A 14,165-nucleotide genomic window follows, 5' to 3' on the forward strand; every position below is an offset into this window, starting at 1 on the left:
TTAGTCACTCGCATGTTCTCTTAATACTTATTTTACAAACAGTCTCTTAATCAGCTTTTGTAAAGGGGATTTGGTATTATAGACATGATAGTTCTATTCTATATAGAGCAAATTCCAGGTTTATGAAGTAAAGTAGTAGTAGTTTTTGAACTATCAAATATGGAATATGCTGTATATTGTTCTGAATTTTTCTGGGGAAATTTTCTTCACTTCTCTAACCCCTCAGCCAAAAATATATATAGCAGGGAATAGGAAAAAGGCAACAGTGGAAAAAAAAATTCCTCGTCTAAGATTTATTATGAGTTTATTTCCTCTACAACTCTTTCTTTGCTATAGTAAAAATTTTGATATTTAGGGTTTGCTGAATAAAGTTTTTTGGTAGGGGTGGGAGTCAGGAGTCAGGAGTCAGGAGTCAGGATAAATAGGGAATTTAGAGGAGATAGGAGTAAGAATTGTCCACTAATTTTTCTATCCTTAGTTTGCCCAAAATACTAACTTTTTGAGCATGAATAGTTGAAAACCTCGCATAACAATGGGAATCAAAAAAGGCTCAAGTCTTTACCTATAAATGCTTTGATAATTAATCAGCAAGCCCTATTTAGTATAATAAAATTTCTGGATAATCACCGATCAAAAAACTTTATTCTTCTCCTCCTCCTTATACCTTCCTTCTCTCCTCTCCTAATATCATTTTGGAAAAAGAATATTATGAATAATCAGGAGAGTTGAAAAAATTTACCGGAAAATTCCTTTTGATTATAGCGGTTTTCATTAACATAGAATACAACTATTTCTGCAATTTATTAAACTTTAGGTACATATAGAATTTTTACTGTAGTCTACCTTTGTGAAAACCGCTATAATAGAGATAAGCAAATGGCTAATAAATATTATTTAACCTACTCATTCTGCCTTCTGAATTCTGACCCCAATAAATCAATAGCCTCAATATTTGTAGCAAACATTTATCAAATTTGTGTAACACCTTTTTTCAAAATATGTAGCAAACATAAATCTGATTTTATCTGAGGTGGGTAAATCTTTTTCGGAGTATCGCCGTTTACCGAATGATTAAGGTTTAAAGCCCCTCGTTTTAAGGAGAAAAAAGAAAAAAAATCATTTTTCTCAATCCTCTCCTTAAAAGAAGAGGTAATTATTAATTGTTAATTGTTAATTGTTAATTGTTAATTATTAATTATTGAACCACCCTACAACTAAACTTTTTTTACTAAACTTTAATCCTTACCTAACAGACTTACCAATAAAGCTTTTTGAGCGTGCATTCGATTTTCTGCTTGATCCCAAACCCGCGATCGCTCTCCTTCGATGATTCCATCAGTAATTTCTTCATCTCGATGTGCTGGTAAACAATGTAAAACTATCCCATCATCTGCTGCACTTTCTACCAACTTTTCATTAACTTGATAAGGCTGAAAAATGGGAATTCGATTATTAGCTTCCTCCTCTTGTCCCATACTTGCCCAAACATCTGTATAAAGCACTTGAGCATCCTTAACTGCTACTTGGGGGTCTTCAGTAACTATAACTTCACTTTTACCATCAGCAATAGTCTTTGCTTGCTCCACAATTTCCATATTTGGCAGATAATTTGGTGGAGTTGCTATTCTGACATTCATTCCTACCATTGCACAACCCAATAGTAAAGAATTTGCCACATTATTACCATCGCCAAAATAACTTAAAGTTACCCCTTCTAACTTGCCAAAACATTCTTGAACCGTCAATAAATCAGCCAATATCTGACAAGGATGTTCCCTATCTGTCAGGGCATTAATAACAGGAATTTTTGCATAATTGGCAAAAGTTTCTAAGTCTTTTTGTTCAAAAGTCCGAATCGCTAAAATATCTAAATATCGGTCTAAAACTCTAGCAGTATCAACCAAAGGTTCTCCCCGACTAACCTGAGTAACATTAGGGTTCAAATCAATAACTTGACCTCCCAATTGATACATTGCCACAGTAAAACTTACCCTGGTTCTTGTAGATGCTTTAGAAAATAATAGTCCTAATACTTTATTGCATTTAAGATTTATTTGACCAGATTTTAGTTGGGATGCCAGTTGTAAAATTTCTTTTAATTCATCAGAATTTAAGTCTGCTAAACTTAATAAATCTCGTCCTTTTAACGTATCCATAATTTATCCCTAATTTTAGGTTGCTAATTTGATAAAAAAGATTAGGGGAGGTTTTATAACTAGAAGCAAAATTTTGACAACTAACTATTTATATTTAAAACCGCCATTACAAATTCCAAAGGTAAGCATTCAGGGGTCAGCTAGCCTCTTGCAGAGGAACTGCCTCTTGCCTCCTCCGGAGGAGCTACGCTAACAGAGGAGCTATCCTACGGAATGCTCCGCAAACGCAATTCAAGTCGCTCCGCGAAACGTTAACAACTATCAGCTATCAGTTTTATTACCTTTAGTTGACAAGTCAAGCTCATCATTCTTATGCTTCAGTTATTTGCTTGAAAGTGTAGTATAAGTTAAACTTCATTCATTAAAAAGCTGAGAGCTAATTGCTAATAGCTGAATGCTTACTTCCAAAGCAACTGGAATAAAGATTTTTTATTGTTCTTGATGAGCATAGTTTGACACTTCCTAAGTATTTATAGCCAAGATTTTATAATGTCTTTATTAAGTACCTAGACAGAATTAATATTTGGAGGAAGTAGGTAAGAGATAATCAGTTTTCTAGCCTTTTCATCCGCCAATAAATTTATCTCTTGGCTGACAGGTCAAGTCTTCTTTAGATGATTGAAAGTAGCTGATTTATTATGGCTAATTAATGAAACTTGATATAAACTGACGCAGAAAGCAGGTTGATCTGAGCAGATGTTGGTATTGTCGAATTTTGCCCCATTATACTTACATTTACAGCACTTCCAATTGTTATGAGGTAGAATAACTGGAATTTTGACCCGGAATTTTGACGGGGTAAATTTTTTTGCTTGTTCCCCTACTCCCCTACTCCCCATACTCCCCACACTCCCCACGCTCCCCTACTCCCCACACTTCCCACACTTCCCTACTCCCTACTCCCTACTCCCTAATCCTATAAATTTTCAATTACCTTATCAATCAAATCACAACCTTGCGCCACAGTTTCCACCTTTGCTAACTGACCCCGCAACTCACCTGCTCCCGGAAAACCCTTAGAATACCAAGTCAAATGCTTGCGAGCTTGACGAATTCCCCGATCGCCTTTATATTCCCATAATGCTTGTAAATGCTCCTTAGCACATTCTAGTTTTTCTACTGCAGTGGGTGATACTTTTTCCACACCATTTTTCAAGAAATAATCAATTTCTCCTACCAAAAAAGGATAACCCAAAGTACCGCGGGAACACATAACCCCATCAACACCGGTTTCCTCCAAACAACGTATTGCAGCATCTACAGAGAAAATATCCCCATTAGCAATAACTGGAATAGAAAGTATTTCCTTAACTTTAGTAATCCATTCCCATCTTGCCGGACCATTATATCCTTGAGCACGAGTCCTACCATGTAAAGTTAACATTTGGGCACCCGCATCTTCCATTCTTTTAGCAAATTCTAGAATATTAATTTCCTTATTACTCCAACCAATTCTGGTTTTTACAGTAACAGGAACAGGAACAGCTTTTACAACTTTACTAACAATTTCTCCAGCTAATTCTGGCTGTCTTAATAAAGAAGAACCCCCACCATTTTTTGTTATTTTATTAACAGGACAACCCATATTAATATCAACAGTATCAGCTCCTTCTTTTACAGCCATTTCTGCTGCTTCTGCCAAAAAATCTGGGCGACAATCAAATAATTGAATACTTATTGGTCGCTCATTATTATCAACCTCCATAATTTGAGGTAATTCTTTCACATAATGTAACCCTGTAGCATTTACCATTTCAGTGTACATCATCGACTCTGGAGCATGGCGACGTACTAGACGACGAAATACTAAATCTGTTACTCCCGATAATGGTGATTGAAGCACGCGACTTTTAACTTCAAAGTTGCCAATTTTTAGTGGAGTAGCTAATTTTTGTTTTAATTTAGGAGATAGAATAGTCATTTCAGTTAAGCACCTACACAGAATTATTTACAAAGCGCGATTTTTAGACAGCAAGAATTTCAGCCTCTAAAATGTGTAATTTATTTTGTTTACCTGCCGATCCGTCATAAATTATGAGTTAGCCTCCTGTTGAGGAACTTCTTTAACAGTAACCTCTAGTTTTAGCCAGAGGCTTAAAATACTGAAGTTTATTTTTTTCATCTCTACCAATAATACTTATGAATAAATTTAACAGATTTGTACTTTAGATAAATTTTTTATCTCTTAAGAGTAATTTTTCTGCCAAAGCTAATTATCTAATAGCTGTTAACATAGTTCCTCGAAGAGGTTGGCTGACACCTGAATGCTCACTTTACTCTCCCTACGCCTCCCATAGTTTCCAAACTTCCCCAACCAATTACTTATAGCATTCTTTTTGAGAAATGGTATAGAATATTCTTTTATCCTCCCTATCTACTCTCTAATGAGATGCGTTTTCCCTCAACTTTACATTAGAGATTTTGTAGCGGTAAATTCTTTATCAAAATTATATTTTGGAGCATTCTCATGGAAGTTTTTCAGAAAGCAGTATCTATACTAGCTTTTTTATCCATAGGTTTCTCTTTAACAGAAGCATACCTCAAAGCAAATCAAATTTGGAAGCGAAAACATGAGCGTTTAGTAGTAGAAAGTATATCTGTTACGGCACAATTAGTTTCTTTATTTCCCCTATCAATTTTTTCACTTAACTATCTTTTTCAAAGACAATATGTGGGTTTGATTGATAGTACAATATTTGCTACTTTGGCAGTTTTTAATATAATTGTAGGAATGTCATTCTGGGTGCCTGGAGAAAGAAAAAAAGGATTCTGGACTTTAATTAAAGAAACCCTCAATTTAGAAAGAAAAGAAGCTGGTAATTTAGCTAACTCATTTTTCAAACCTTCGGGAGCAAAAAAAATCATCAATATTTTAAGTCAAGTAGCTATGATTGATGAAGTAATTGACCCTAGAGAAAAACAATTTATTCAATCATTTGCTGACCATTGGGATATTAATTTTTCCTGGGATGATTTAACAACAAATAGAATAACAGATACTTCTGTAAATTTGATCAAATTACGTCAGGATGTAACTGATTATTTGGCTACTTCCCCACCACAGAAACAAGTATCAGAATTAAAAGATATTATCAATGCTCTGGTCAACATTGATGAAGAAGTTTCGGAACAAGAAAGGCTAATTATGGGAGAATTAGATGGCTTACTTCCTGAATATATTACTCAACAATCAAATGCTGCTAGATATCATGTAATAGTAGTACCACAAAATGAACGACAAGTTCAAGTAGTGACGACTTCACTACCAGAATTAATAAGATATGAGGTAGGAGAAGGATTTGCTTATCATACTGATCCATTTTATTCAAAAGAATATGCTGATATAATATCTGATGGTTATCGCAGTTTTAATCTTTTCAGCATCGTCACCTTAACTCTTCCTAGTCAAATAAATTCTATGTTTGACTAAAGAGTAGAAACTGTATGATTGAAAACAAAAAAAATAATGAAACAGTCGGTATTGCAACAATTGGTTATTATATTCCTTCAGGAATTATGACTAGCGAAGCGATCGCCAAACTAGCAGATATTCCCCTGTGGGTTTTGATAGAAAAAATAGGTATGGAAAAAAAATCAATTGCTGCTGAAGACGAACATCCTAGGGATATGGGAATTAAAGCAGCAATATTGGCTATAAATAAAGCTCAAATTAAACCAGAAAAAATAGATTTAATTGCTTATTGTGGAGTGGGAGATTACGATTAAAGATTTTGGTCTCCCCCAGCCAAAATTCAAGGTATTATTGGTGCTAAAAATGCTCATGCTTTTGAAGTTATAAATTTTTGCAACAGTGGCAATTTAGGCATTCATATTTGCCGGAATATGATGCGAGCTTAAATTATGCTTTAGTTGTTTGTAGCGATAAATTATCCCAGTTGTTTAATTACTTTGATAAAAATACGGTAGTGGTATATTAAAAAAAGTCAAGTAGTCAAGGAAATACTATTTTTTTGAAACTAAGAATTTAAGATAATTTCTGTTCCCAGTTAAGTGTTCCCTGTTCCCTACCTCTACCCTAAATCACTACATCTACAGGACTACCAAAAACACAAACTTCCTACTTTTTTTCGCCGACGGTGCCGCCGCCGCGCTGCTAAAAAAAGGAGAGTCTAGTAACAAAATTATCTCCTATCATGGCATGACTGATGGGAAATTAGCTGATTTTGTGCGAGTGCCTTTGGGTCGCACTAAGTTGCCTGTAAAAGGTGAAAATATTGACTTAGCATTTAATTATGTCAAAGTAGAATATCATCAAAAATTAGACGAAATTTTATGGAAAGTCTATTTAAAAAACTTGAAATATAATAACTGCATTGCAAAAAAGTGGTTTTTCTCTAGAAAAAATAGATTTTTTATTTACTAATCCAACTAACAAAAGTTTATTATTATCAATTATTTAATCTCTGAAATTAAGCAAAAAAAATACATTTATTTTATGAAAAAGACAGCGGTCATTTGGGAGCAACAGATACTTTATTTTGTTTGGATAAAATTATATAGTTAGAGAAAATAAAGCCTGGTAATTTAGTAGTTTTAGCCAGTAGTGCTGCCGGGTTTTATTGGCGAGTAACTGTGATTAAATATTAAACTGTAATAATTAGTTGAATTTTAAAATTTTCTCAAAATGTCAAATCAAACTTATGCAATTATCGGCACTGGCGCTGTTGGCGGATTATACGGCGCAAAACTGCAAAAAGCAGGTCATAAAGTTAGTTTTTTACTGCGCAGCGACTACCAACACGTTGCGGAAAAAGGTTTAATTATCGAATCGGTGGATGGAGATTTTACTCTACCAGAAGTAGATGCCTATAACGATGTCAAAAAAATGCCAAATTCTGATGTAGTTGTTGTGGCATTAAAGGCAACGCAAAATCATCTTTTGCCAGAATTATTACCACCATTAGTAAATAAAAATACTGTGGTTTTACTCTTACAAAATGGCATAAATATTGAACCATAAATTTCCCATATTATAGAAAGCAATACCCTAATAGGTGGGTTATGTTTTGTCTGTTCTAATAAAGTGGGAGCCGGTAAAATTCGCCATATTGACTATGGTATTATTACTATTGGGCAATATTTTCCTAACAATAGAGCAGCAGGAATTACAGAACAAATGGTTGAAATTGCTAAAGATTTTGAACAGGCAGGAATTCCGATTGAGTTGAGTGAAGATTTGCTTTTAGCTAGGTGGAAAAAGTTAGTTTGGAATATTCCTTATAATGGTCTTTCCGTTGTATTAGATGCCAGAACAGATGAAATTATGGCTAATACAAATACACGGTTTTTAGTAGAACAATTAATGCGGGAAGTAGCAGTAGGAGCAAAGAGTTGCGGGCGAATAATAGACGATCGCTTTATCCAAAAAATGCTCGACTATACAGAGAAAATGAAACCGTATTTAACCAGTATGAAACTAGATTATGAAAGCAATAAACCTTTAGAAATTGAAGCGATTGTGGGTAATCCTTTGCGGATGGCAAAAGAGGCGGGGGTTGATTTGCCAATGATTTCTCTGCTTTATCGACAGTTGAAATTTTTAGATGTTAGGAATCAGCCAGATAGTAAGTTTTTGTACCTTTAAAAAAGTCAAAATTCGGACATGATAAAAGTAGTAGTAGCAATCTGTTTATTCTATCAATAACTGATACTAAGTCCGATTTATAAAACCTAAATACTAAACTTCAAAATCTAGTATCAAAAATCATATAGCAATCCTATTTAAGTTGTAATATTTTGGTGCTAGGGGCTTGCTGGCCAGCAAGCCCGTACAGGAGTCAGGAAGACGGAGTCAGGTAGGGGAGCCGTCGGTAGGGCGACGTACAGAATTTTCAAGGTTTTCAGTTCAAATTAACTATTATGAAAATTGTCACAACTAATGCGCGGATTGCTATATGATCAAAGTAAAGTAGTAGTAGCAATCTATATAATTTGAGTTTCAAACCAGATGGAAAATTGAATAATTTCACGCCATAATTAAGGAATTAACAGATCTATAATTTTGCCAATGTCGTTTGGGGTAAATTCAAAAAAATCATATCGCTTGTGCGATGTTAGTGTGGAATTTTTTCAAAATATTTGCTGTAAAAATAGGAAAAAGCATTTATCAAGTTAAGCATGAATTGTTATCAGATTATCTGGTCTCAGAATTGAAATATCCTTCAATTAAAATGAAGCTTATTCAACTTGAATAACTGAAGTTTTTTGAATGAATAGTCAAGCGATTGCTGAGGCAAAGCCCCGCTAACGCACAAAACTACAGTGAAGATCGGCAAAATTATTATGCACTATATATATAGTGTCTTTGCGTAAGTCGTAAGTCCTGTTTGAGAAAGGTAGTTTCAGTTAGCCTCCTGGGTCGTAACTTCGTTTTTGTGCGCTAGCTAAACGACCGCTTTTTCTCCCCTTTCAAGAAGAGAATTGAGACCTTATTTCTTGGTCCATGAAGATGATTTATATAGTATAAATACCAGGGGACTTACTAATTTTCATACTACTTTTATTTTAATGTTACAAGTTGATGTGCGGAATCTCAGATCAAAGATACTTATCATCTTACCCTATTCCCTTATTTCATCAGTAACCAATCTAAACCGGATGTAGTATCAAAAAGCGATCTGTTTTTATCAAGTATCAGTTTTAATCATCCTCTAATAGACATCTGCGACAATCAAAAATCAAATCAATTCTTATCCAGAAATTATCAATTACCGAATTATTAATTGTTAATAATTAATAATTAAATAATTATGGTTTAAAGCCTCTCATGAGCAAAGAGAAAAAGCGGTCGTTTGCGGAGCATTCCGAAGGATGGGATGGCGAGGTATCCCGCTCTTTCAGAGCCGCTGCGCTTTTCATGTCGGCGACAGCCGAAACGCCATATCCAATCGACCAAGAGAAAAGAAATAATATTTCCTTAGATTCAATTCCCGTACGGTTAAAACCCGAGGTAATTATCAATTATCAATTATCCATTATCCATTATCCATTAATGAATTCTCCCTGTTCCCTGTTCCCTCTTTTCCGAAGAGGTCTAATACAAATAATACAAATTTGATAAATTTTTGTTAACTTATAGTATAGGCAAAGCAGAACGAAGAGAGAAAGAAGAAAGAAGAAAAAAAAGGGGGAAATATATAAATAGGTAGCTTATACCATCATAAGCTGTTTAGTATTTAAACCATATATCCAATTTTTGTCAAAGGCAACAGGGAATATAAAACCTAAATCATTCTTAGCTTATTAGCTCCTTTTAAGCAGAAATTTCCAGCTTTCCGTTTTGTCGTCTTATTTCTTTAAATTGCTATAACTATCCAAAAAGCGATCGCTAGACGGCAAACACAACACTTAACTTACGGTTTGCCACAATGACACCAATTGCTTTTTACCCCTAAATTAGAAAGGGTAAAGAGACAAAAGTATATAAAGTGCCTCAAAGCCTAACATTCCATGATGTTCGGTAAATACGCCTTCATGGAATCCTCTAACTAACCGCAGTATAGATATAAGTAACTTAATCTTAAGACTGTATTAAAACTGGACTTACTCTAGACTCAAACTCAACTATTGAGCTTAAATATTAGTCCTTAAGTCAATCAAAAAAATAGAGTTGACAAATAAGCAAAAATTTTGTATTTATTAGGAGCAAAAAACTGTTATGGCAAAAGTAGTAGGAATTGACTTAGGTACAACAAACTCCTGCGTTGCTGTTATGGAAGGTGGTAAACCTACAGTCATAGCTAACGCGGAAGGCTTCCGTACAACTCCCTCCGTAGTAGCATATGGCAAAAAAGGAGAACAACTGGTGGGTCAAATCGCCAAGCGTCAAGCGGTGATGAATACCCAAAATACCTTCTACTCAGTAAAGCGATTCATCGGGCGTAGATTTGATGAAGTAACCCACGAAACCACGGAAGTTTCCTATAAAGTTCTCAACATTAACGGTAATGTTAAATTAGATTGCCCAGCATTAGAAAAACAATATGCCTCCGAAGAAATTTCAGCCCAAGTGCTGCGTAAACTTATTGATGATGCTAGTAAGTATCTTGGCGAAACAGTAACGCAAGCCGTAATTACCGTACCTGCTTACTTCAATGACTCCCAAAGACAAGCAACCAAAGACGCTGGTAAAATTGCTGGTGTGGAAGTGCTGCGAATTATCAACGAGCCAACTGCAGCTTCTCTAGCTTATGGTTTAGATAAAAAAAGTAACGAAACTATTTTAGTATTTGACCTTGGTGGTGGTACATTTGACGTTTCCATCCTAGAAGTAGGTGATGGTGTATTTGAAGTATTAGCTACTTCTGGTGATACTCACCTTGGTGGTGACGACTTTGATAAGAACATCGTTGATTATCTAGCTAGTGAATTTCAAAAAGCAGAAGGTATTGACCTCCGTAAAGATAAACAAGCTCTACAACGTTTAACAGAAGCAGCAGAAAAAGCCAAGATTGAACTTTCTAGCGTTACTCAGGCAGAAATTAACTTACCATTTATTACAGCGACCCAGGATGGGCCAAAGCATTTAGATGTAACCCTTGCCAGAGCTGAATTTGAAGGTCTCTGTTCCGATCTCATCGATCGCTGTCGGATTCCTGTAGAAAATGCTATCCGGGATGCAAAGTTAGATAAAAAAGCCATTGACGAAGTAGTATTAGTTGGTGGTTCGACTAGAATTCCAGCAGTTCAAGAGGTAGTCAAGAAAGTCCTAGGTAAAGACCCTAACCAAAGTGTAAACCCTGATGAAGTAGTAGCTGTTGGTGCCGCTATCCAAGCTGGTGTATTAGCAGGCGAAGTTAAAGATATTCTCTTGTTAGACGTTACTCCCCTATCTCTGGGTGTGGAAACTCTCGGTGGCGTAATGACAAAAATTATTCCGCGCAACACTACTATTCCTACTAAGAAATCAGAAGTATTCTCAACTGCTGTAGATGGTCAGACAAATGTAGAAATTCATGTACTGCAAGGTGAGCGCGAAATGTCTACTGATAACAAGAGTCTGGGAACTTTCCGCTTAGATGGTATCCCCGCAGCACCTCGCGGTGTACCTCAAATTGAAGTTACTTTCGATATTGATGCTAATGGTATTCTGAATGTAACTGCCAAGGATAAAGGTACTGGTAAGGAACAATCTATTAGTATTACAGGTGCTTCCACTCTGCCAGATACAGAAGTTGACCGGATGGTTAAAGAAGCAGAAGCAAATGCTGCCGCAGATAAAGAGCGTCGCGAGAAAATTGACCGCAAAAACCAAGCTGACTCTTTAGCATATCAAGCTGAGAAGCAAATTCAGGAGTTGGGAGATAAGGTTCCTGAGGCTGATAAGACTAAGATTGAAGGTTTGATTAAAGACTTGCGCGATGCTGTTGCTCAAGAAGACGATGAGAAGATTACTTCTCTGACTACTGAGTTACAACAAGCTCTCTACACTGTTAGCAGTAATATCTATCAACAAGGGGATGGCGCACCTGGTGATGGTGCTGCACCGAATGGTGATGCTGGTGCTTCTGCTTCCTCCTCAAGTGCTGGAGGTGGAGATGATGTAATTGATGCTGATTTTACTGAAGCAAAGTAGTCGGGGTTGGTGATTAAGTAATGCTCTTCAATATTTATGAACCGTACAACTATAGTTTTTTCATAGAGATTTGAGACAAAAGTATTACCAATTCACCAACGCCAAGTAGTCTATAACTCTTATAACAGTTTTGACTTAGGTAGACCAGAGTAGGGACGTTCCATGGAACGTCCCTACAAGGGTTTTTGTTCTTAGGATTGTGTTCCATCTTTCTGAAAACCTCTTTCAAAAATTAATAATTACCTCTTCTGTAATAGAAAGATTGGTTAAAAGGAAAATTTTTTCTTTTTTTCCCCCTAAAAGAAGAAGCTGTAAACCTGAATTTTTCAGTAAGTTAGCACTTACGCACCTAAACAAGAAACCAGGTTTATTGCTCTGATTATTGTTTCTCGCTCTCACGAGATTTCGTTTTATATAGAATCCGGGTAATTAGTTATCGTATCGCGTTGGAGTTAGGAGTTTAGGAGTCAGAATTCAGAATTCAGAATTCAGTATCAAGAAAGAATTTGAAGAGCATGAATTTTTAAATTCCTATTCAATAGAACATCTGTATTAAGAGGAAGTAATGGGTGCAATTACTGTATAACATAGAATCCGGTTATACAATATATGTTGATAATTTCTTAAATTACTTCAATCTCCCCTACTACCGTATTCCCCACTCCCAACTATACAGTAACTATTCAACCGAATTTGATATCATAACCCGGTTATGCTTATGTGATGCTTTATAAAACTTATATAAAGCAGAATTTTAACTTCTGATTGATAACTGATAACTGACAATGGCAAAACCTTCTCCTACTACTCCAGGTAATCAACCTCAAGCAGCTAAGATTAGACAACTGAGACAACTTAGCGACTTACTTGATAATGCTATTCGTGTTCCTGGTACATCATTAGGTGTTGGTCTTGACCCAGTGCTAGGATTAATTCCTGGTGGTGGTGATGTTTTGGGAGGACTAATTTCTGTTTATATAGTGTTCTCTGCAGCAACTATGGGATTACCCAAAGAAACTTTAACACGAATGGCTTCTAATATAGTATTTGATTCCTTAGCTGGTACTGTACCTGTTTTTGGCGATTTGTTTGATGTTGCATGGAAAGCAAATTCTAAAAATATGGATCTCTTGGAGAGTCATTTAGCATCTCCTCAAGTTAGTAAAAAAGCAGATCGCTGGTTTATTTTTTTACTTTTAGGTTGCTTAATTTTATTTGTAATTGCTATTGCTGCTTTAGGTTTTTTTATTATTAGTTTATTGTTGAAAATAATACAGTTTATTATATCTGGTTAGATCGATAAAAATGGCTATAAAAATTGCACTTTTTAACCATAAAGGCGGTGTGAGTAAAACAACCACAACATTTAATTTGGGTTGGATGTTAGCATCTAAAGGAAAAAAAAGTAATTCTGGTAGATACAGACCCTCAATATAATTTAACAGGTATGGCGTTGGGGTTTTCTCGTAAACTAGAATTAGAAGAAATTTACAACAAAAACCAAGATATTAAATCTGCTTTAGCACCTGCGTTTGAATCTCAACCTAAATTAGTACAGGGAGTTGAATGTATTAAAAATGAACAACAAGAGCGTTTATTTCTCCTACCAGGTCATGTAGGATTAGCTGAATATGAAGTAACTTTAGGAATAGCTCAAGAATTAAGTGGTTCTATTCAAACTCTTCAAAACCTTCCCGGTTCAATTTCTTATCTATTTGAAAAGACAGCAGAAAAATTTTCTGCCGACTATATTTTAATTGATATGAGTCCTAGCTTAAGTTCAGTAAATCAGAATTTACTTATGACTAGCGATTTTTTTATTCTGCCTACTGTTCCTGACTTTTTTTCTATAATGGCAATTGATTCACTAGCTAGAATAATACCAAGATAGCATATTTTATTTTGGCAAAAAAAGCTAGTGAATTAAAAATTTTAAAAGAAGCTACTTATCCTTTTCCCAAATTAACACCTCTTTTTCTAGAATTATCCAAAACTATCGAATCAGGTATCAACAGCCTTCTGCTAGTTTCAAAAAATGGATAAATCAAATTGAAGAGGTTGTTTCAAATATTTTAGTTCCTTCATTAAGAGAACAAAATATGTTATTACCAAATCAAGTTTATTCTTCTCAATATATGAATGATTATTGTTTGATAAAAATTTCTGATTTTAACAGTCTTATTGCCATATCTCAGCATTGTCAAACACCAGTTTTTGCATTGACAGAAGAGCAAATTAAACAAGAAGGTAAACAGTATGGAAAAGTTTTAGAAAGTACCTTAAAAGCACAAAATACTTTTAAAGATGCTTTTTCAAATTTAGCCGATAAAATCATTGATTTAACTTCAAATAATATCATATTTTAACAGTCTTATTGCCATATCTCAGCATTGTCAAACACCAGTTTTTGCATT

At 35.0% G+C, this 14,165-nt stretch carries 10 protein-coding genes and 1 pseudogene; 9 read left to right on the top strand and 2 right to left on the bottom strand.

Features of this window, described 5'->3' with window-relative positions:
• Window positions 1–1,235 precede the first annotated feature (1,235 nt).
• Together argF and dusB are read right to left on the bottom strand one after the other, a co-directional pair.
• Window positions 1,236–2,156, bottom strand: coding sequence for an ornithine carbamoyltransferase (gene argF / locus ACP6PM_RS28920; protein ID WP_426590339.1), 921 nt, complete (start codon window positions 2,154–2,156; stop codon window positions 1,236–1,238).
• Window positions 2,157–3,072: 916 nt separating this feature from the next.
• Complete coding sequence (gene dusB, locus ACP6PM_RS28925) at window positions 3,073–4,077, bottom strand: tRNA dihydrouridine synthase DusB (protein ID WP_426590340.1); 1,005 nt, start codon at window positions 4,075–4,077, stop codon at window positions 3,073–3,075.
• Window positions 4,078–4,623: 546 nt separating this feature from the next.
• Between dusB and ACP6PM_RS28930 the strand changes: the two genes are divergently transcribed.
• From ACP6PM_RS28930 to ACP6PM_RS28970, 9 genes and pseudogenes are all read left to right on the top strand, one after another.
• Window positions 4,624–5,586, top strand: a complete 963-nt coding sequence (locus tag ACP6PM_RS28930) for a hypothetical protein (RefSeq protein ID WP_426590341.1) — start codon at window positions 4,624–4,626, stop codon at window positions 5,584–5,586.
• Window positions 5,587–5,600: 14 nt separating this feature from the next.
• Window positions 5,601–5,882 (top strand): hypothetical protein, encoded by a 282-nt coding sequence (locus ACP6PM_RS28935; RefSeq protein WP_426590342.1) that lies wholly within the window; start codon window positions 5,601–5,603, stop codon window positions 5,880–5,882.
• Window positions 5,883–6,315: 433 nt separating this feature from the next.
• A complete protein-coding gene (locus ACP6PM_RS28940) occupies window positions 6,316–6,540 on the top strand; it encodes a hypothetical protein (protein ID WP_426590343.1) in 225 nt (74 codons plus the stop codon).
• A gap of 261 nt (window positions 6,541–6,801) precedes the next feature.
• Window positions 6,802–7,761, top strand: a pseudogene (locus ACP6PM_RS28945) (putative 2-dehydropantoate 2-reductase).
• A 2,073-nt stretch (window positions 7,762–9,834) separates the two neighbouring features.
• Window positions 9,835–11,751, top strand: coding sequence for a molecular chaperone DnaK (gene dnaK / locus ACP6PM_RS28950; protein ID WP_426590344.1), 1,917 nt, complete (start codon window positions 9,835–9,837; stop codon window positions 11,749–11,751).
• Between the two features lie 785 nt (window positions 11,752–12,536).
• The gene (locus tag ACP6PM_RS28955) at window positions 12,537–13,046 is read left to right on the top strand and encodes a DUF4112 domain-containing protein (protein ID WP_426590345.1); all 510 of its coding nucleotides are present in this window, start codon (window positions 12,537–12,539) and stop codon (window positions 13,044–13,046) included.
• Between the two features lie 10 nt (window positions 13,047–13,056).
• Window positions 13,057–13,188 carry a ParA family protein gene (locus ACP6PM_RS28960; RefSeq protein WP_426590346.1) on the top strand — a complete coding sequence of 44 codons (132 nt, stop codon included), beginning with the start codon at window positions 13,057–13,059 and terminating at the stop codon, window positions 13,186–13,188.
• A gap of 10 nt (window positions 13,189–13,198) precedes the next feature.
• Window positions 13,199–13,642 (top strand): AAA family ATPase, encoded by a 444-nt coding sequence (locus ACP6PM_RS28965; protein WP_426590347.1) that lies wholly within the window; start codon window positions 13,199–13,201, stop codon window positions 13,640–13,642.
• A gap of 208 nt (window positions 13,643–13,850) precedes the next feature.
• Window positions 13,851–14,117: a hypothetical protein gene (locus tag ACP6PM_RS28970; protein WP_426590348.1), complete on the top strand. Its 267-nt coding sequence runs from the start codon at window positions 13,851–13,853 to the stop codon at window positions 14,115–14,117.
• Window positions 14,118–14,165 lie beyond the last annotated feature (48 nt).

The organism is Dapis brunnea BLCC-M229, from assembly GCF_050015995.1.
GTDB lineage: Bacteria > Cyanobacteriota > Cyanobacteriia > Cyanobacteriales > Microcoleaceae > Trichodesmium.